Genomic DNA, 19,434 nt, shown 5'->3' on the forward strand with positions numbered 1-19,434 from the left:
ACCGACTCCGCAGATCCGACGCCCCCGTCCCGTCACCCCGCTGCTCGCGCCACGGCCTACGCAGGGAGGCAACCGCAGCTTTCACGCAGGACGACCTGCACGGGCAGTTGGCGGTGTGCCGGGGCGCGCCGCCCCTGGCTCACCTGATCGGTGAGGAGCTCCACCGCGACCCGCCCGAGGGCATCCATCGGCTGGCGCACGGTGGTCAGGCCCGGCCGCAGAAAGCGGCCCGCGTCGAGGCCGTCGAAGCCGGTGACCGCGACGTCGCCCGGCACCCGCACACCGTTGCGGACCAGCACATCGATGACACCGAGCGCGATCTGATCGCTGCCGCACACGATCGCCTCCGGCAGGCTCCCCCCGCGCAGCATCTCCTCGGCCATCGCACGGGCGTCGACGCGGAAGCCCGTGCCGCGGAGCTGAGGTTCGTCGGGGACGGGCAGCTGCGCGGCCCGCAGGGCCGAGCGGAAGCCCTGGAAACGTTCCGCGCCATCAGCGCTCCGCCGCTCCTGCAGACCGACGAACCACAGATCCCGTAGCCCGTGTGCGTCCAGCAGATGGTCCGTCATCGCCCGCATTCCGCCGACGTTGTCCACCGTCACGTGGCTGAGCGGCGAGCCGGCCCTGGGAGGGTCGGCGAGCACCACGACCGGGATACGGCGGGCTACGTGTTCGAGCACCTCGTCCGGCACCACGCCCGGCAGCACCACGAGTCCGTCGACGCGCCCCGCCACCTCGCTGATCATCGCGTGGCCCGGGTCGTCCTCGCCCCATCCGAGCATGAGCGCGAAACCGCGGACCGTGCACTCCAGCTGGGCGCCGCGCAGCACCTCGTCGGCGAACAAAGGGTAGAGCCGCGGCTCGGCGACATCCCGCGAGATCGAAACGGGCGCGCCCGCCTCCAGCGGGGGAAGGGCGAATTCGTCCGGCTCGTGCCTGCCCCACGTACACAGCCCGAACACGCCCGTCCGACGAGCAGCCAGGCCCCGGGCACTCCCGCTGGGGACGTAGCCCAACGCGACCACGACCGAGCGGATCTTCTCCCGGGTCGCCTCCGCGACCTTCTCGGGCTGCCGGAAATACCGCGAAACCGTCGCGGTCGACACACCCGCGACGGAGGCGACGTCATACACCGTCGGCACCCTGTCCACCTGCACCGCCGCATCCCTCCCCCGCCAGAATACGCGCCCGACCGCGGCCGGCTCCGGTAGGGCGACGGCGGTGCGGACGCGGCTGAATTCCCCATGGCAGAAGGATGTGCGCCCTTCGCGCTGCGAACGGAGGCGGATGGATGTCGTCGGCCTCGACGAGGCCCCCAGCGCCTACGAGCACTCGACGACCGCGACGAGGGCAGGACCTAGATCGTCCCGCACCCCGGCAGCGCGGACTGACGCCAAGTCAGGAAGACCCGCCGCTTCTCCCGGCCTGCCGAGGTGGACCGGGAGAAGCGGCTGTGGGTCGCTGCGTGTGCCGCGCTACTTCGCTTGCGGGGTGTCGGCCTTCCTCAGCATCGCCTTGATCGCGTAGACGTCGCTGTAGTTGGCGGGTCCGCTCATGGTGTCGTTGTATCGCGCGTTGGCGGAGAAGTAGCTCATGTTCACGGCACGCCGGTCCTGACCGAGTTCGATCCGGTAGGTCGTGCCCTTCTTCAGCCGCGCCTTGACGAAGGTCGAGCCGCGCACCGTGGACCAGCTGCCGGTGTTCGGCATGGCGATGACGTCCTCGGTGACCAGCTCGCCGGTGGCGTCGTCGCGGACGCGGAGCATCTTCATGCCGCCGGCCACACCGGTGTTGACGGGGTTGCCGACGGCAGCGTCGGCCTGGAGGAGGTACTCACCGTCGGCCTTCGGGGTGATCCGGGCCGTCAGCTTGTCATCGGGCGCGGTTCCCCAGTCGGCGTAGTAGGTCCCGCGGTCGTTGGTGGTCTTCTTCCCACCGGTCGCCTCGAAGTCCTCACCGGTGACCTTCTGGACACGGTCGTGGTCCGGCCCCCAGTAGCACTCCGGCTCGGCGTGCTGGGAGGTGTTGCCGCTGGAGGAGTACCGCAGGCGGACGCTGTAGCAGTGGGAGACGGAGTCCAGGTCCACCGAGCGGTCGTCCACCCAGGTCTGCCGACCGCCCTTGACGGGCACCCCCTCGGCGATGACGGCGCCGTCCCGCAGGACGTCCATGGTGACCTTCGAGGCGGCCTCGTCGCCGGTGTCGAGCGACAACTGAAGCCTGTTTCCTGCGGAGTTGGGGGCGACGCGGCGCACGTCCGGCGTCCTGGGACCGTACAGCGCCTCCTTGGAGGAGAGGTCCACCGGTTGCCGAGCGGCCTCGCCGGAACCGGCCGCCGGCGCACCCAGTTCGACCCGGAGCCTGGCGGTACCGTCGCCGAGCATGTCCTCGGTGAGAGGCCGGCCCGCCTCGATCCGCCGGCCGTTCAGCGTCATCGAGGAGACCTCGAAGGCACCCTGTGCGGCCTTCCCCGGAGGGAGTTGGAGCGTGATGTCCAGCTTGTGCCCGCGGTAGTTCACACCGTTGAGCGTGGCGCTGCGGCTGTCGGCGAAGTAGGTGTCGCGCAGCTTCGCCGGCAGGAACGGCTCGATGTGCAGGCCGTCTTCCTTTGCGTCGATGCCGAAGATGCTCTGCTGCACCATCGACATCATCCCGGCCACGCTCCACAGCTGCCGGTCCGAGTTGATGGCGGTGTCGGTCTTACCGGTGGTGAGGTTGATGTTCTCCTTGTTGGTGCCGAACAGCGCGGCTCCCCGGACCAGGGAGTCGGCCTGTTGCGTCGCCACACCGTCGTTGCCGGTCCTGGCCGCCGCCCGCATCATGTAGGCGGTGACGAAGGGCCAGATGCCGTTGTTGTGGTACGCCTCGACACCCTGCTGCTGCGGCCACAGCACGGACGGGCCGTACGGCGTCTGCGGGTAGTTCTCGACGGCCTTCGCCGCCTGACCGGGCGTCGCCACGCCGGTGAGCACGGCAAGCGAGGTGCCCAGCGCGTCATAGCGGTCGACCGGGGAGGTGTCCAGTTCGGTGGAGAGCATCTGGGAGAACTGGCCCTTCTCCGGCAGCCAGAACTTCGTGCGGATCGCCTTGAGCAGGTCGCCGGCCCACACGCGGTACTTCCCGGCCGCGGCCCGGTCACCGGCGCCGGCCGCGAGGCGGGCGGCGGTGTCGAGGGCGACCCAGTGGGCGACGTTGGTGGACAGCGAGCGGGACGAGGCGATGGTCGCCACGTCGTCCTTGGTCCAGTCCGGGTAGCTCTGCTCACGCCAGTCGAGGAAGGAGTGCTCGCCCCGGTACAGCCCGTCGCCGGTGTCGAAGACGACCTTCCGGTCGTGCTCGACGGTGTTGCGGATGGCCTCGTAGGCCTTGGCGGCGAACGCCTGGCGCTTGCCGTCCGGCAGCCAGTTGATGATCTCGCCGGCGCCCAGGGCCCATACGACCCGGTCGGTGGAGTTGGGGTAGCTGCCGCCGGTGCCGGTGTCCTGGATGATCTGGGTGTCGCCGGATCCGTCGCGGCGGTCGCTGAGCTTGAAGGCCAGCGTGTTGCGCATCCGTTCCGGGTCGGCCGGGGTCAGGCCCAGATCGGCGGAGTAGGAGACGTCGCGGGTCCAGACGTACGTCCAGGACTTGCCGGTGAGGTAACAGCCGCCAGGGCACTCGACCGGGTCACCGTGGTTGTAGGAACCGTCGCTGACCTCATCGGTCCTGTTGAGCCGTGCGTCGTCGTGGGCCATCGCGTAGAGCCCGTCGAGGAGCACCGACCCGGACCGCAGGGTCGGGGTACCGGGCGCCTCCGTGAAGACCCGTTCTCCGGTGAGCGAGCTGCTCAGCTTGTACGTGCGCCGGCAGTCGTCACCGACCTCGGTCACGGTCAGGGTGGCGGAGCCGGTGCCGTCCTCGAACCGGCCGGGCTCTGCGGGAACATGACATCCCGCAGGGCCCTTCGCGCTGCCGGCTCTCGATGAGGTGGCGGTCGCCGGCTGAACGGTGGAGAGCAGGGCAGCCGTGACAGCGAAGGTGAGGACGGCCTTCGACTTGGGCCTGCCACCGGGGGAAGTACGCGGCGGCTGCGGGCGCGACGAGGTACTCATACTGCTCCTTGGCGGTGTCGCCCGACCAACGAACCGCGGAGGAAGGCGTAGCTGCGTCTACGCCTTCCTCCGCACCGGGTCGGGGGGAAGGGCCGGATTACAGGGGCGGATACGCGGTGCGCGGAGAGGTACGCGGGTGAGTGGGGGCTGCGGGTTCAGCCCATCTCCTCAAGTGACTTGCCCTTGGTCTCCGGCACCCACTTGAGGATGAAGGGGATCGAGAGCGCGGCGAATGCCGTGTAGATGAGGTACGCGCCCGACAGGTTCCAGTCGGAGAGGTTGGGGAAGGTCACGGTGATCAGCCAGTTGGCGACCCACTGGGCCGAAGCGGCGACGCCCAGCGCGGCGGCCCGGATCCGGTTCGGGAACATCTCACCGAGCAGCACCCAGACGACCACGCCCCACGAGAGCGCGAAGAAGAGCACGAAGGAGTGCGCGGCCGCGAGTGCGACGGTGCCCTGGAGATCGGGCATGGCGATGTCCGTGCCGGTACCGGTCTTGTACGAGAAGGCCCAGGCGGCGACGCCCAGGGAGACCGCCATGCCGGCGGAGCCGATGAGCGCCAGCGGCTTGCGGCCGATGCGGTCGACGAAGGCCATCGCGATCACGGTGCCGACGATGTTGATGATCGAGGTCGTGAAGCTGTAGAAGAACGAGCTGCTCGGGTCGATGCCGACGGACTGCCACAGCGACGACGAGTAGTAGAAGATCACGTTGATGCCGACGAGCTGCTGGAAGACCGACAGCCCGATGCCGATCCAGACGACCGGGAGCAGGCCGGCCCGGCCGCCCATCAGGTCCTTGAAGGTCGACTTCCGCTCGCTGCGCAGGGCGGACTCGATCTCGGCGACGCGGACGTCGAGGTCGACCTGCCCGCCCTCGACCTCGGCCAGCACCTGCTTCGCCGCGTCGAGGCGGCCGACGGAGATCAGGAAGCGGGGCGACTCGGGGATCCGGTACGACAGCAGTCCGTAGAGCACGGCCGGCAGGACCATCACGCCGAGCATCCACTGCCAGGCTTCCAGGCCCGCAAGCGTGCCGCGCTGATCGCCGTCGGCGAGACCGAGGATCCCCCAGTTCACCAACTGGGAGACGGCGATGCCGATGACGATCGCGGCCTGCTGGAAGGAGGCGAGGCGACCACGGTAGGCGGGCGGCGCGACCTCGGCGATGTAGGCCGGGCCGATGACCGAGGCCATACCGATGGCGCCGCCACCCAGAATGCGCCACATGGTCAGGTCCCACAGCCCGAACGGCAGTGCCGAGCCGACCGCGCTGACAGTGAACAGGGCCGCGGCTATCTGCATGACACGGATGCGGCCGAGCCGGTCGGCCAGGCGCCCCGCCATGGCGGCTCCCAGGGCGCAGCCGATGAGGGCGGCGGCGATGACCTGGGCGAGCGCGGCGGGGCCGACCCCGAAGCGGCCCCGGATGGCCTCGACCGCACCGTTGATGACGGAACTGTCGTAGCCGAAGAGAAAGCCGCCCATCGCGGCGGCCGCCGTGATGAAGATGACGTGGCCGAGGTGCTCCGGACCGGCCTTACGGCCCTCGGTCGGCGGTGACTGCACGGTGCTGCTCAAGGTGGACTCCTTGACCCCGCCGCGCGGCAGGGCGCGCGGCGACGTTCCGGGACAGGCAGGTAACCCTTCGGACGGCGCACGAGGCGGCCGCTAGGTGAAGGTGAAATCGACGTTGCAGAGACTATGCGTTCGGGTTTCGAAGTCAACAGTCTTCACACGGCCGGATATCTGGATGCAGCCTCAGCTTTGCTTACAAGGTTTGAATGAATGAGCCACGTCGTCAGGGAGGACATCGGGGCGAATTCCCACCAATCGGAGAGCGACGCAAAGGGTGGATTCGGGACACGCCTGCCTCAAGTGCGCGCAGTGGCCGCGCGCCAGGGCGGACGGCGATGACCGAACGGGCGCGACGGCAGCGGCACGGCCGACGAGAGCACGGGCGCGGCCACGCGGCAGCACGCCCGCGACAGCAAGAAGCTGCGCCCCGGCGGATGCCAGGGGCGCAGCTTCTTGAGGCGCAGGCCTTCCGGCCTTGGCCGGGGTCCCCAGTGATTCAACTGTCAGGTGCTTCGACTCGCACACCGTTTGCACGGCGGGAATCGCCGGCCGTGGCCGTCACGCAGTCGGGCCGTCGCGTCGAGGCGATCAGCGAGCGGCGGCGCTCACTCCTCCACGCTCTCCGCCAGCCTGAAGGGCCCCGCGGCGCCGGGGCCGAACATCACCGGGAGGCTGCGCCCGTGCGGCAGAACGACAAGCGGCTCTTCACGATATTCCCTGAGAAAGTTCTCCAGCGGCTCCCAGATGAGGCTCCGGTACCCGGACTCCGATCGCTGCCCCTCGAAGGAGAGGGTCAGCGCAGCATCCATCACCGTGACGCTTATGGAGTCCACCCCCAGCCACTCCCCGCCGATCCACGCTTCGAGCCTTACGTATGACATGGCGTAAGAGTGCCTTGTCCAGCAGGTCAGCCGCAATCGCCTGCGAGCGCGCCGCCGGCGAGGAGGGGTGGGCGGCGAGGCACCAGGGCGTCGGCCTGCCGGTGATCCGGGGGCCGACGGCGCCGGCCCCCGCGTCGAGCGCGCCTCGTCCCGTTGTCCGGGTGGCCCCTCCCCCCGGCTCCGCGCAAAGCGGGCCCGAGCGACCCGACTCCGACAGCACCGGCGCCCCGGGCGACCCAACGCGGTGCGGCTCACGGTGGCCAGTGCGGGGACCGGGGCGCCCTCCCGCCGGGGCTTCGACGCCTGAACGGAACGTCAACGGAAAAGCCACGGAATGCGTCAACCGGCAGACGGCTCCACGCGGGAATTCGACACCACGCCATAAGCCCAACTCGGCGCTGCACGCGCCAACTTCACTGCATCCCACACCCAACTACCGTGATTGTTGTGGGAACCTGACAGTTTTTCAGGCCATCTATGGACCCTTGACACATAGAGTATCCCGGCCCCGCACACGGCACCATTGGTTCACGAGGTGCAGCCAAGTCGCAGCGCGCACCCAGCCCGAGCCACCGCCGCGCGCCTCGTGAAAGGAGGGGAGCCCCGTCAGGTCCGACTCCGGTTCCCAGGCCACGTCGGAAGGGCTCCCCTCGTCACCCCGTCATCGCTGTGGATGAAGGAGCGTCATGCAGGATAGGGGCAACCTCAACGAGACCGATACCGCCGAACCGAAAGTGGTCGAGACCACCCGGCGGCGGCGCATCGCCCGCTGGATCAAGCGCCGGCGCCACGTCGCCGCAACGAGCCTCCTGCGCGGCGTCGCGTACGGCATCGGCGCCGGCGGAATCGGTCTCGTCGTCTGGTGGATCGAGAACCGCTAGATCCCGGACACCCACTCGCCCCGGTACCCGCCAGGTGCCGGGGCCCTGCGCTTTCCCGCCACCGGGGCACCGATACCCGGGCACACCTCCACCGCGACGTCGCAAACCGGCGACGGCGGCCCGCGCAGGACCGGTCCATGCGCCGCCGAGGGCAGGCGCGGGCGATCTCCGCACGGGCCGGCAGACGTACGATGCCCACCAACGGTGTCATGAGTGAGGACACTACGAGTCAGAACGCCGTTCAGCAATACTGAACAGGGAGCTGTTTCATGGTCCAGGCGGTGCACAGGGCTGTCCACGTCCTCCGGGAGCTCGCCACGGCGACCCCGCGCCTCGGGGTGACCGAACTGGCCGACCGCATCGGGATCGCGAAGCCGACCGTCCACGCCCTGCTGCGCACCCTGGAGGCCGAGGGCATGGTCGTCCAGGACCGGGAGACGGGCAAATACCAGCTGGGGCCCGCCCTGGTGACCCTGGGCAATGCCTACCTGGATTCGCACGAACTGCGCACCCGGGCGGTGACCTGGGCAGATCTCCTCGCCACCCAGGCCGGTGCGGCCGTATGGGTGGGCGTGCTGACGGATCATCACATGCTTGTCATCCACCACGCGTTCCGACCCGGCGGGTCGGTCCAGGTGCTGGAGACCGGGGCCAGCCTGCCCTGGAACACCTGTGCCCTGGGAAAGGCCGTCGCGGCCTTCCTCCCCGTCGAACGCCGTACCGAGCTGCTGGCGGGCGAACTGCCGAGGGTCACCGGCTCCAGCATCGACGATCCCGCGGAGCTCTCCGCGCAGCTCGATCAGGTGCGCAAGACCGGATACGCCCTGGACGACCAGGAGTTGACGTTGGGCGACGCGGGTATCGCGGCCCCCGTCTTCGACCGCACGGGTGAGGTGGTGGGCGGCCTCGGCCTGGTGGGTCCGGTCGAGCGCCTCCTGGTGGACAGCGCACGCCAGGAGTGCGCCATCGCGGTGCGCGAGGTGGCGCGGAGCCTGTCGCGGGACCTGGGAGCACCGCGAAACGCGGGGTTGCGGGCCGGCGGCTGACCCTCACCCCGGGGCTACCCACCGGTCGTTGAGCGTTCATCAACTTGTCCGCTTCGGGCGCCAATTGGCCCCGGATATGCCATCGGCCCGATCGCCGTGCAAGAAGTCCTTGACGGAGCCGGGGTCGCTGCGTTTTGCTCTGCGTGGGCATTCGGTAATGCCGAACAGCTTTCGGATCGCGTTCAGCGGTCCGAGTCACCGCTCAACGCTGCGCGGGTCACGGGGGAACGAAGGAGCACCTGGCATGCGGAAGATTGCAGAAAATCCCGACAAGTTATCCGGGGAGCCCCTAGGCACGCCCTCCGCTGCCGGAGGGCCGGGGGTGCCTTCCCCTCCTGCCGACGGCCCTGGACGCACAGCCGTGCGGGAGCCGTGCGCGATCCTCGCCGATGCCGCCGCAGTCGTTGCGCCCAGCGGAAAAGCACCGACACGCAGCGCTGGACGATCCGCACCTGAAGGAGGACCGGTGGATGTCTCACTCGCCCTTGGCTGGATGCAGAACACTGCCGCGGCCATGAGCCGCCATCAGGACTATCTCACCCAACTGGATTCGGCCATCGGGGACGGTGACCACGGTGCCAATATGGCGCGTGGCTTCGGCGCGGTCCGCGACCGGCTCGACGACGCGTCGCGAAGACCCGCCTCGGTCAGCGGAATCCTGGTGATGACCGGGAGCTCCCTGCTGTCCGTGGTCGGGGGCGCCTCCGGGCCGCTGTTCGGCAGCGCGTTCCGGGCCGTCGGCGAGGCGGTCGGCCCCGCGTCGCACATCGACGTCCCGCGCTTCGGGGCAGCACTCGCCGCCGGGCTGGAAAAGGCCCAGCAACTGGGTGCGGCGGTGCCCGGCGACAAGACCATGATCGACGCCTACGCGCCCGCCGTCAGCGCCTTCGGTGACGCGGCAACCGCCGGCGGCGACTTCCGCACGGCCGCCCATGCCGCGGCCGACGCGGCGGAAGCCGGTATGCGCGCCACCGTCCCCTTGCAGGCCAAGAAGGGCCGGGCGGCGTATCTGGGGTTGCGCAGCATCGGTCACATGGACCCGGGTGCGACGTCGACCGCCTATGTCTTCCGCGCTCTCGCCGAAGCGACCGGGACCCGGTGAGCGGCGCCGCCTCGACCACCCCGCGCCTCGACGTCATCTCGCGTACGGGTCCGGAGCGGTCCGGGCCCGGTCGTCCGTAGGACGGCGTCCCGCCACACGGACGGCATCACCACGGCCCGGTAAGGGCCGTCGCCCTCATGAACCAAGCCCCGCGGCCGGGGCTGCCGTCGGGCTGCCCGCCCGCAGCGCCGACGGAGCGCTTCCGGCCGGAAAGCCGGCGCGGCCCCGCGCCGCCCGGATCTCACCCTCAACCACAGATCGGATCAACGTGACCGCCCATTCCATCGACCACGTCGAGTTCTTCGTCGGGGACGTCAACCAGGCCGCCCACTACTACCGCGGCACCTACGGCTTCCGGGTGGTGGCCGAGGCGGGCCCGCGCACCGGGCTCGCCGGGGCACGCTCCCTCGTGCTCGCCCACGGAGGCGTCCGCGTGGTGCTGACGTCCGCCCTGCACGCCGACCACGCCGCGGCACGGTTCGTCCGCAAGCACGGTGACGGCGTACGCGACGTCGCCCTGCGGACCACCGACGCCGCCGGCGACTTCGAGCGGGCGGTGGCCGCCGGGGCCGACGTCGTGGCGGAACCCACCACCTTCGGGGACGACGGCGGCCGGGTCATCCGGGCGACCGTTGCGGCCACCAACGACCTGGTGCACACGTTCGTGCAGCGTGACGATCCGTCAGGCGACTTTCTGCCGGGGAGGTACAACCCCACGTCCGGCGCCGACACGACGGACCCGGGACTGCTCCGCTCGATCGATCACCTGGCCCTGTGCCTGCGCCCCGGTTCGCTGGAGAGCATGGTCGACTTCTACCAGCGCGCACTGGGCCTGCGGCACACCTACGACGAGTACATCGTCGTAGGGGGCCAGGCGATGGCGTCCAAGGTCGTGCAGGACGAGACCAGAGGCGTCACCTTCACCATGGTGGAGCCCGACCCCATCAGTGACCGCGGGCAGCTCAACGACTTTCTCGACGGCTTCGACGGCCCCGGTGTCCAGCACGTCGCGTACGGAACGGACGACATCGTGCGGGCGGCACGTGAACTGCGCTCGACCGGCGTCGAGTTGCTGTCGACACCGGCGGGCTACTACGCCGCGCTGGCCGAGCGGGGCATCGAGGTGGACATCGACACCACGGTGCTCCAGGAACTGGGACTCCTCGCCGACCGCGACGAATGGGGCCAGCTGGTCCAGGTGTTCACCCGCTCCCCCTACGCCCGTCGGACTGTCTTCTTCGAGCTGATCCAGCGGCTCGAGGCCCGCACTTTCGGCAGCGGCAACATCAAGGCCCTCTACGAGGCCGTGGAGCGCGAGCGCTCCGACGGCGCGCAGGCCGCGGTACCGGTCGGCGCCGCGGCGGGGGCCGAGGGATGACCCCGCCACCGACCGTCCGATCCGACGTACCGGAGGAACGCACGCTGCTGTCCCCGCAGGACTACGCGGCGGCGGCGCGTGACCGGCTCGACGGACCGGTGTGGGACTACATCGCCGGCGGCAGCGGTGACGAGGTGACACTGCGCGGCGACCGTGCGGCCTACGACCGCTACCGGCTGCGCCCGCGGGTCCTCGTGGACGTGTCCCACTGCGAGTTGAGCACCACACTGCTCGGCCGGCCGGTGGCTTTCCCCGTGGGCATCGCGCCGATGGCGTACCACCGTCTGGTCCATCCGGAGGGCGAGACCGCCACGGTCCGTGCGGCCGGCGAGGTGGGCGCGCTCACGATCGCCAGCACGTTCGCGAGCAAGACGCTGGAGGAGACCGCCCGCGCCGCGACCGGTCCGCTGTGGCTGCAGCTCTATGTGCTGCGCCGCAGGGAGGTCACCGAGTCCCTGATCCGCCGGGCCGAAGCCGCCGGCTACCGGGCACTGGTCATCACCGTCGACACACCGCGCATGGCGCGCCGCGAGCGCGATCTGCGCAACGGCTTCGGCCTGCCCTCGCACATCCGGCCGGTCAATCTCGACGAGGCCCACACGGCCGGGCTGCACCACGGCCGCGCCGGCAGCTCGACGCTGGCCGAACACTCCGTCCGGCACCATGACGACGCGTTCACCTGGGAGGACCTGGCCTGGGTGCGCTCACTGACCGATCTGCCCCTGGTGCTCAAGGGGGTGCTCACCGCGCAGGACGCCCGCCGGGCTGCCGACCTGGGCGTCGAGGGGCTGATCGTGTCGACCCACGGCGGCCGCCAACTCGACGGCGCGGTGGCCGCGTTGGACGCCCTGCCGGAGGTCGTCGCGGCGGTCGAGGGCCGGTGCGAGGTCCTGGTCGACGGGGGTGTCCGGCGCGGTACGGACGTGCTCAAGGCGCTGGCGCTCGGAGCGCGCGCGGTACTGGTCGGCCGCCCGGTCCTCTGGGGGCTGGCAGTCGACGGTGCCGCCGGCGTCGAGCGGGTGCTCTCCGCCCTCAAGGACGAGTTGGCGGAGGCGATGGCACTGACCGGCCGGCCCCGCCTCGAAACGATCGACCCGGAGCTGCTGAACGGCCCCTCCGGATTCACGCATCACTCCATCACTCACGACAGGGATATGGCATGACGACAAACGATTCCCGCTTCGCGCTGACCGATGCCGAGCAGGAGCTGCTGCCCTCCGACGAGGAGGTGCAGTTCTACCAGGAGCACGGCTGGTACCTGTCGAAGAAGCTGCTGAGCGACGAGGAGGTCGACCTCCTCGACTCCGCGACCGACCGCTTCTACGCCGGGCACCGGGACCGTTCCCTGCCGGCGCGGCCGCCGCGCCTTGCGTACTGGGAGCCCGAGAAGGGCGATGTGCACCGCCACAACGACTACATCTTCTACGAGGACGACACGATCCGCGGCATCCTGTCCAAGCCGATCATCGCGGCAGTCGCGGCTCGTATCGCGGAAACCAGCCGGATACGGCTGTGGAACAGCACCCTCATCCACAAGCCGCAGCGCGCGGACGACGCCCGCAACATCGTGCCCTGGCACTTCGACCGCCACTACTGGCAGACCTGCTCCTCCGACGAGATGCTCACCGCCTTCATCCCCTTCCACGACTGCGGCGAGGAAATGGGGACGATCACGATGGTCGACGGCAGCCACCGGTGGAAGGAGATCGGCGGGGACGACTCCACCAGCCGCCACTTCGCCGAACGCGACCGGTCCGAACTGGAGGAGGTGCTGGAGGAGAACGCCGCCTTCAACCAGGCGGAGGTGCGCAAGGTCCCGGTCACCATCCCCAAGGGACACATCAGCTTCCACCACTGCCGCACCTACCACGGCAGCGGATACAACGTCAGCGACCGTCCGCGCCGGGCCATTTCGCTGCACCTCCAGGACGCCACCAATCAGTGGCGCCCCTTCGAGCTGTCCTCCGGTGACCAGGTCATCTACAACAACGACGTGCTGGTCCGGGCCGACGCGCAGGGCCACCCCGACTACACCGACCCGGACTTCTGCCCCGTCCTGTGGGAGGGCTCCCGGTGAGTGACCGCTCCCCCACCACCGTTCTGCCGTCCGGCGAACTGCACGGTTCGCTCGGTGACCCGCTCATGGAGGTGATGAACTTCCTCAACGAGGTCACCTCCCGCCATTCGGAGGCGATCTCGTTCGGCCCCGGCCGCCCCTACGAAGGGCTTTTCGAGGTGGAGCGGATCGGCCTCTACCTCGACGCCTACAAGCGGCACCTCACCGAGGACCTGGGCCGCACCCCGGACGAGGTCCGGACAATGCTCTTCCAGTACGGGCGCACCAACGGCCAGATCCACGAGCTGGTGGCCCGCACCCTGCTCAATGACGAGGGCATCGACGCGGACCCCGCCTCCCTGGTGGTCACGGTGGGCTGCCAGGAGGGCATGTTCATCACCCTGCGTGCCCTGTTCGCCGAGCCCTCGGACGTCCTGCTCGTGTCCTCACCGTGCTACGTCGGTATCACCGGAGCGGCCCGGCTGCTGGACATCGAGACGGCACACGTCCCCGAGGGCGAGAACGGACTCGACCCCGATGTGCTGCGACGGACCGTCGATGAGCTGCGGGCGGCCGGCAAACGGCCACGGGCGCTCTATGTGGTGCCGGACTTCTCCAACCCGACGGGCACCTGCCTGCCGCTGGACACCCGCCACCGGCTGCTCGGCCTGGCCGAGGAGGAGGATCTGCTCCTCCTGGAGGACAACCCGTACGGCTTCTTCACCCGGACCGGCACCGGTCTGCCCACGCTCAAGGCGCTGGACGGCCGACAGCGAGTGATCTACCTGGGCTCCTTCGCCAAGACCTGCTTCCCCGGAGCCCGTGTCGGCTACGTGGTCGCGGACCAGCAGGTGCAGGCTCCGGACGGCAGCCGGACGCTCCTGGCGGACGAACTGTCCAAGATCAAGGGCATGGTGACGGTCAACACCCCGGCGCTCAGCCAGGCGGTCATCGCAGGGATGCTCCTCACCCACGACTTCCGCCTGCGGGAAGCCAACAAGCCGGCCGCCGACTTCTACCAGGAGAACCTGGCGGTCCTGCTGGACAGTCTTGAGAGCCTGCTTCCCCGGGAGCGGCGCGAGGCGGCGGGCATCCACTGGAACTCGCCGGAAGGTGGCTTCTTTCTGACCCTTACGCTCCCCGTCCCGGCGGACAATGCCCTCCTCGAAGAGTCCGCCCGCGACCACGGAGTGATCTGGACACCTATGAGCTACTTCCATCCCGACGGCGGCGGCACGCACCAGATGAGGCTGTCCCTCAGCTACCTGACGCCCAATCAAGTTCGAGAGGGAGCACGTCGGTTGGCCGGCCTGCTGGAGAGGAGCTGCCTGTGAACGCCGTCCTCTATGTCGTGACGGTGCTGATCTGGGGCTCGACCTGGCTGGCCATCAAGGGCCAGCTCGGGGACGTGCACCCCACGGCTTCCATCGCCTACCGGTTCGCGCTGGCCGCCGTCATCCTGCTGGCTTACGCCCGCCTGCGCGGCCTGCCGCTGCGCTATCCGTTGCGCGTCCACGGGCAGTTCGCCCTGATGGGCCTGCTGATGTTCTCCACCAACTTCGTCTGCTTCTACTTCGCCGAAGGGCACCTGACCACCGGTCTGGTCTCGATCATCTTCGCGATGTCGCTGGTGGTGAACATGGCGTTCGCCCGCCTCTTCTTCCGCCGCAAGATCACCGTGAAGATGCTCATCGGCGCGGGCATCGGGCTGCTGGGGATCGCCACCGTGTTCTGGCCGGAGTTCCGGAACTTCGACCTCTCCTCGGGGTCGGGGCCCGGCATCGTGCTCTCCGCGCTCGGCACCCTGGTCTTCTGCCTGGGCAATGTGGTCTCCGGCAAGACGCAGGCCGCGGGCATCCCCGTGGTCCAGGGCACCGGTTACGCCATGGCGTACGGGGCGGTCCTGATGGCACCGTTCGCCGCCTTCCTCGGTGACGGCGCCCTGTTCGAAGCCACGCCGGAGTACCTCGGCTCGCTGGTCTACCTCGCCGTCTTCGGTTCGGTGATCGGCTTCGGCGCCTATCTCACCCTGCTCGGCCGGATCGGCGGGGAGCGTGCGGCGTACGCGATGGTGCTCTTCCCGATCGTGGCTCTCCTGCTGTCCACGGTGTTCGAGGACTTCCACTGGACGCCGCGGGACGTGCTGGGCGTGGTCCTGATCCTGATCGGCAACGCCGTGATGCTGACCAACCCGGCGCTGCTGCGGCGGCTGACCGGTAACCAGGCACCCGCGGAACCGGCAGCACCCGCGCCGGCCGAACGGTAACGCCTTCCGAGCCCGTACGGCCCCGCCCGGCGGGACCGTACGGGTGCACGCCCACCCCACAGGTCCAGGAGCCCCCCTTGCACACCGCTGCAGTCGTCGGCACCGGTCTCATCGGCACATCGATCGCCCTGGCGCTGACCGGCCGGGGAGTGACCACCCACATCATCGACCGCGACCCCGAAAGCCTGCGTCTCGCCGTCGCACGCGGTGCGGGGACGCCGGAGCCACCGTCGGCGCCCGTGGACATCGCGGTCATCGCCGTGCCTCCGTCCGCCGTCGCCAGAACCCTCGCGGACCACCAGAAAGCCGAGTTGGCCTCGGTGTACACCGATGTGGCGAGCGTCAAGTCGCTTCCTCGCGCCGAGTGCCTCGCCCTCGGATGTGACATCGCCACAGTGGTGGGCGGGCACCCGCTGGCCGGACGGGAGCGCTCCGGGCCGCTGTCGGCCCGCGCCGACCTCTTCCACGACCGGCACTGGGTGCTCACTCCGACCCCGGACACCCGCGAGAGCGCCCTCAACCGTGCCCTGGAGCTGGTGTCGCTGTGCGGAGCGGTACCGGTACTGCTCGACGCGGCAGCCCATGACCGGGCCGTGGCGCTGGTGTCCCATCTCCCCCACCTGATGGCGAGCCTCACCGCCGCCCGGCTGCTGGACGGTGAGGACTTCGCCGTACGGCTCGCGGGCCGCGGCATGCGCGATGTCACCCGGATCGCGGCCGGTGACGCCGGGCTGTGGGCCGACATCCTCGCCGCCAACGCCGCCGCCGTCGGGCCCCTGCTCGTGGAGCTGACCGCGGACCTCCGCAGAACGGCCGAAGCGCTGAGCCTGCTCACCGAAGCGGCACCCGAGGAGCAGGCCGCCGCTCTTTCGGACCTGACCGAGATCCTGCGGCGCGGCAGCGAGGGCAGGGCCCGCATCGCCACCGACCACGGCGACGCGGATGCCCATACCCTCCTCTCCGTCGCCCTCGGCGACCATGGCCGGCAGTTGGACCGGCTGCTCGACGATGTCGGCGAGGCGAGAGTGGACCTGGAGGGCATGGTGCTCCCGGAGGCCGGGGCACCCTCCCACGCGTCGGTCGGCCTGCGGGTCGCCCCGGGCGTCGCCCGCCCGCTGACCGACGCCCTGCGCGACCGGGGCTGGGCGGTCCGCCAGGGCGTGTCCGCGGAGTCCCGTCGCGCCGGGCAGCGAAGCCCTGTTGAGCCGGCCGGGTCCCGGTGCGAGAGTGTCGACGGCTCACGTCGGCCACCGAGACCGGCCCAGCCGGACCGAATCCGACCGCCCGACCAGCCCTGACAAGGAGAAGCAAGGACCATGCCGCACATCACCGTCGAGTACGACAAAGCTCTGGACCGTTCCTTCGACCGCCGCCGCTTCGCACTCGAACTGCACGCGCTGGCGGCCAGGACGGTCGAGGGGATCACGGTCGAAAGCTGCAAGACCCGCTTCCGGCACGCCGAAGAGGTCGTCATCGCGAACGGTGAGCCGGGGCAGGCGCTGATCCACCTCGACTTCGCGATTCTGCCGGGCCGCACGGCCGAGGCGAAGTCGGCCCTGAGCAGCGCGGTACTCGAACTCGTCCGCCGCCACACGGCATCGGTGCCGGGCACGGCGGTACACGCCTCCGTGGACATCTGGGACCTCAGCTCGGCATACGCCAAGCACGTGGAGCCCCCGTCGGCCGAACCGCGTCTTCAGGCATGAGCGCGCCGGTACGCTCGCGCATCTCCGCGTACGCGATCGCCACCGCGGACAGCCAGTTGTTGTTGACGCGGCTCTCCGAGGCGTCAGCGGTCTTCGCGCCCGGGTTGTGGCACCTGCCCGGCGGGGGCGTCGATCCGGGTGAGCAGCCCCCGGAGGCCCTCGCGCGCGAGCTGCACGAGGAGACCGGCCTCGAACTGCTCGACGCCCGCCTGGTCGACGCACGCACCTACACGGCCCATCGACTCGGGGTGCACTGGCATCTGGTGGGACTCTTCTACGCCGTCGAGTTCACCCCGGGCCCACTCCAGGTCACCAAGGCCGATGACTCGACGTCCGAGGTGGCGTGGATGCCGCTGACCGGGCTCCAGGAGTCGTCGCTGTCCCCGGCGACGATCGACGGACTGGCGATGATCCGTGGTGGGCAGGTGCGGCCGGTGCCAGGCGCCTGAACCGGGAGGGCGACGCCGGCTCAGCTATGGCGGACCACGCACGGCCGCGCGATCGGATTTCGACAGGCCCCTGATCGGTCGCCCCGCCCCTCCGCTTCGTCCTCGCCTCCCGCGGCTTCCCATCGTCTCCCTTCCGTGGCTCCGTTCGCACGACTGCCACGCCCCCTTAACGCCACGCCGTTGACCAGGCCCGCAGCGCGCTGCGAGCATCGAGGCATGGTTTCCACGCTGTGTTGTACGGGCTACTGCCACTGATCCTCCCGGGGTCCGGTGGCCGACGCTGTCGTCCTGCCGACCGAGCGAGGAGCCCATGGCCACCGTTGCCGCCCCTGCCCGCCCGCCGCTGCTGATCGCACCCGCGCTGCCGTACCCGCCGCAGGAGGTACGGGCCACGCCGAGGGACGGTGCGGGTGTGGTGCTGCGGGCCGTGCTGCGCGGCGGCCCGCTCGCCCGCACGGCCCTGGCGCGGGCCACCGGTCTCAGCCCGGCCGCCGTCTCCCGGCACACCGCGGAGCTGGTCGGGCTCGGGCTGCTGCGGGAACTGCCGCCGCCGGCCGGGCCACCGCGGGCCGGCCGGCCGCAGATGCCGGTGGAGGTGGACCCCGCGCACCACGCGGCGTGCGGGGTCCACATAGCCGTGGACATGGTGACGTTCACGCTGGTGGATCTGCGCGGGGCGGTGCTGGGCGAGGAACGGATCCGGCACCGCCGGTCGGCGCACGACGTGCTGGGGCGGATCCGGTCGTATCTGCCGGGCTTCCTGGCGCGCCGGTCGCGGCACCGGTCGGTGCTGGGGCTGGGCGTGGTGACCGGCGGCTGGGTGGACAGTGAGCGGGGCACGGTCGTCGAGCACTCCCTGCTGGGGTGGCGCGACGTGCCCGTGCGCCAGGTGCTCTCCGCGTCGACGCGGCTGCCGGTGCACGTGGACGGGCACGCGCGGGCCCTCGCGCGGGCCGAGCTGCTGTTCGGCGCCGGGAGCGGCAGCGCGGAGCTGGTGCAGCTGTTCGTGGGCAATGTGGTGGACGCGGCCATCACGGCGGGCGGCGGGGTGCTGCGCGGCCGCAGCTCCGGTGCCGGGGACATCGCGCATCTGCCACTGGGCGTACCGGGACCGCCGTGCGCGTGCGGCCGCAGCGGATGCCTCCAGGCCACGGTGTCCGAACACACCCTGGGACAACGGGCGTTCGCGGAAGGACTGATCGAGAAGGCGGATTTCGCGCTGCTGCTGGCGCGGGCCCGGGACGGCCACCCGGCGGCGTTGCGCATGTTCCGCGAGCGGTTGCGGATGGTGGGCCGGGCGGCGGCGCTGCTGCTCGACGTGCTCAATCCGGAGCTGCTGGTGGTCGCCGAAGCCGCCGTGGTGCACCTTCCGGGCCTGATGGCCGACCTGCACGAGGAGGTCGCGGCGCATTCCCACCTGTGCACCGACCCCGAGCACGTGGTGGTGCCCACCAGCTTCGGTGAGCAGGTGCTGGCGGTGTCGGCGGGCGCGGTGGTACTGGACGCCGTCCACCGCCGCCCCATGGAGTTGCGTACGGCCGGTTCGGCATGAGGCCGACGACGGGGCGACCGGAGGACACGGGTACTTCGAGGGTGTCCGGGAAGCCGGCGGGGGTTTCTTCCACGGCGTCGCAAATCATTGCCCGGGGCGTGCGGCCCGACAAGAATCGAGGCATGGACGCGACAGTGAGGACCGCGGTGCGCAGCGCCGCCGGGCGACAGGCGGCAGTGGGCCGCCCGGGGCAACCCCTCCGCGTTCGCCTCCCTCAGCGCGCCTCCCGCCCCGGCGGTCGCGGCGGTTGTCGCCGCGGCTGTCCCCCGTGTCCGGGCTGTCCGCGCCCTCCGTACGCGCTGCGCTGACCCCGTCGGGTCCCACACCTCCCGGTATTCGGCCTCAGGCGCCGACGACACCGTCGCCGCAGGTACTTTCTCGCGCCCCGGACTCGCTGCGGCCTGTCCGCGGGCCTCTCCCTCTTCTCTCCCGGCGCTGCTCTCCTG

Annotated in this window: 16 protein-coding genes; 12 read left to right on the top strand and 4 right to left on the bottom strand. The window is 70.4% G+C overall.

Going from position 1 to position 19,434, the window contains the following annotated elements; all coding sequences use genetic code 11:
* Positions 1–56 precede the first annotated feature (56 nt).
* The 4 genes from QOM21_RS03355 to QOM21_RS03370 form a co-directional block, all read right to left on the bottom strand.
* Complete coding sequence (locus QOM21_RS03355; protein ID WP_407548010.1) at positions 57–1,142, bottom strand: LacI family DNA-binding transcriptional regulator; 1,086 nt, start codon at positions 1,140–1,142, stop codon at positions 57–59.
* Positions 1,143–1,475: 333 nt separating this feature from the next.
* The gene (locus QOM21_RS03360) at positions 1,476–4,091 is read right to left on the bottom strand and encodes a hypothetical protein (RefSeq protein ID WP_407548011.1); all 2,616 of its coding nucleotides are present in this window, start codon (positions 4,089–4,091) and stop codon (positions 1,476–1,478) included.
* A 155-nt stretch (positions 4,092–4,246) separates the two neighbouring features.
* Positions 4,247–5,674, bottom strand: coding sequence for a sugar porter family MFS transporter (locus QOM21_RS03365; RefSeq protein WP_407548012.1), 1,428 nt, complete (start codon positions 5,672–5,674; stop codon positions 4,247–4,249).
* Positions 5,675–6,276: 602 nt separating this feature from the next.
* The gene (locus QOM21_RS03370) at positions 6,277–6,552 is read right to left on the bottom strand and encodes a hypothetical protein (protein WP_407548013.1); all 276 of its coding nucleotides are present in this window, start codon (positions 6,550–6,552) and stop codon (positions 6,277–6,279) included.
* A gap of 686 nt (positions 6,553–7,238) precedes the next feature.
* Between QOM21_RS03370 and QOM21_RS03375 the strand changes: the two genes are divergently transcribed.
* The 12 genes from QOM21_RS03375 (at position 7,239) to QOM21_RS03430 (ending at position 18,988) form a co-directional block, all read left to right on the top strand.
* Entirely contained in the window at positions 7,239–7,433 is a 195-nt protein-coding gene (locus QOM21_RS03375; protein WP_407548014.1) for a hypothetical protein, read from the top strand.
* Between the two features lie 281 nt (positions 7,434–7,714).
* A complete protein-coding gene (locus tag QOM21_RS03380) occupies positions 7,715–8,479 on the top strand; it encodes an IclR family transcriptional regulator (protein WP_407548015.1) in 765 nt (254 codons plus the stop codon).
* Between the two features lie 466 nt (positions 8,480–8,945).
* The gene (dhaL, locus tag QOM21_RS03385) at positions 8,946–9,581 is read left to right on the top strand and encodes a dihydroxyacetone kinase subunit DhaL (protein WP_407548016.1); all 636 of its coding nucleotides are present in this window, start codon (positions 8,946–8,948) and stop codon (positions 9,579–9,581) included.
* 268 nt (positions 9,582–9,849) lie between these two features.
* Positions 9,850–10,959 carry a 4-hydroxyphenylpyruvate dioxygenase gene (gene hppD / locus QOM21_RS03390; RefSeq protein WP_407548017.1) on the top strand — a complete coding sequence of 370 codons (1,110 nt, stop codon included), beginning with the start codon at positions 9,850–9,852 and terminating at the stop codon, positions 10,957–10,959.
* Positions 10,956–12,122 (top strand): alpha-hydroxy acid oxidase, encoded by a 1,167-nt coding sequence (locus QOM21_RS03395; RefSeq protein ID WP_407548018.1) that lies wholly within the window; start codon positions 10,956–10,958, stop codon positions 12,120–12,122. The genes hppD and QOM21_RS03395 overlap by 4 nt, the downstream gene beginning before the upstream one ends.
* A complete protein-coding gene (locus tag QOM21_RS03400) occupies positions 12,119–13,036 on the top strand; it encodes a phytanoyl-CoA dioxygenase family protein (RefSeq protein WP_407548019.1) in 918 nt (305 codons plus the stop codon). Before QOM21_RS03395 ends, QOM21_RS03400 begins: the two co-directional genes overlap by 4 nt.
* Positions 13,037–13,101: 65 nt before the next feature.
* Positions 13,102–14,349 carry a PLP-dependent aminotransferase family protein gene (locus tag QOM21_RS03405; RefSeq protein WP_407555566.1) on the top strand — a complete coding sequence of 416 codons (1,248 nt, stop codon included), beginning with the start codon at positions 13,102–13,104 and terminating at the stop codon, positions 14,347–14,349.
* Positions 14,346–15,281, top strand: coding sequence for a DMT family transporter (locus tag QOM21_RS03410; RefSeq protein WP_407548020.1), 936 nt, complete (start codon positions 14,346–14,348; stop codon positions 15,279–15,281). Before QOM21_RS03405 ends, QOM21_RS03410 begins: the two co-directional genes overlap by 4 nt.
* A 77-nt stretch (positions 15,282–15,358) precedes the next feature.
* Positions 15,359–16,579: a prephenate dehydrogenase gene (locus QOM21_RS03415; RefSeq protein ID WP_407548021.1), complete on the top strand. Its 1,221-nt coding sequence runs from the start codon at positions 15,359–15,361 to the stop codon at positions 16,577–16,579.
* An 18-nt stretch (positions 16,580–16,597) separates the two neighbouring features.
* Positions 16,598–16,987: a 5-carboxymethyl-2-hydroxymuconate Delta-isomerase gene (locus QOM21_RS03420; protein WP_407548022.1), complete on the top strand. Its 390-nt coding sequence runs from the start codon at positions 16,598–16,600 to the stop codon at positions 16,985–16,987.
* Entirely contained in the window at positions 16,984–17,436 is a 453-nt protein-coding gene (locus QOM21_RS03425) for an NUDIX hydrolase (protein WP_407548023.1), read from the top strand. The genes QOM21_RS03420 and QOM21_RS03425 overlap by 4 nt, the downstream gene beginning before the upstream one ends.
* Positions 17,437–17,746: 310 nt before the next feature.
* Positions 17,747–18,988, top strand: coding sequence for an ROK family transcriptional regulator (locus QOM21_RS03430; RefSeq protein WP_407548024.1), 1,242 nt, complete (start codon positions 17,747–17,749; stop codon positions 18,986–18,988).
* Positions 18,989–19,434 lie beyond the last annotated feature (446 nt).

Source organism: Streptomyces sp. Pv4-95 (assembly GCF_045782725.1).
Taxonomy (GTDB): Bacteria; Actinomycetota; Actinomycetes; order Streptomycetales; family Streptomycetaceae; genus Streptomyces.

Coding starts and splice junctions, on each gene's coding strand:
- QOM21_RS03405 (WP_407555566.1), top strand. CDS start 13,102: ATGGAGGTGATGAACTTCCTCAACGAGGTCACCTCCCGCCATTCGGAG.
- QOM21_RS03370 (WP_407548013.1), bottom strand. CDS start 6,552: ATGTCATACGTAAGGCTCGAAGCGTGGATCGGCGGGGAGTGGCTGGGG.
- QOM21_RS03395 (WP_407548018.1), top strand. CDS start 10,956: ATGACCCCGCCACCGACCGTCCGATCCGACGTACCGGAGGAACGCACG.
- QOM21_RS03420 (WP_407548022.1), top strand. CDS start 16,598: ATGCCGCACATCACCGTCGAGTACGACAAAGCTCTGGACCGTTCCTTC.
- QOM21_RS03375 (WP_407548014.1), top strand. CDS start 7,239: ATGCAGGATAGGGGCAACCTCAACGAGACCGATACCGCCGAACCGAAA.
- QOM21_RS03360 (WP_407548011.1), bottom strand. CDS start 4,091: ATGAGTACCTCGTCGCGCCCGCAGCCGCCGCGTACTTCCCCCGGTGGC.
- QOM21_RS03425 (WP_407548023.1), top strand. CDS start 16,984: ATGAGCGCGCCGGTACGCTCGCGCATCTCCGCGTACGCGATCGCCACC.
- QOM21_RS03430 (WP_407548024.1), top strand. CDS start 17,747: ATGGCCACCGTTGCCGCCCCTGCCCGCCCGCCGCTGCTGATCGCACCC.
- QOM21_RS03400 (WP_407548019.1), top strand. CDS start 12,119: ATGACGACAAACGATTCCCGCTTCGCGCTGACCGATGCCGAGCAGGAG.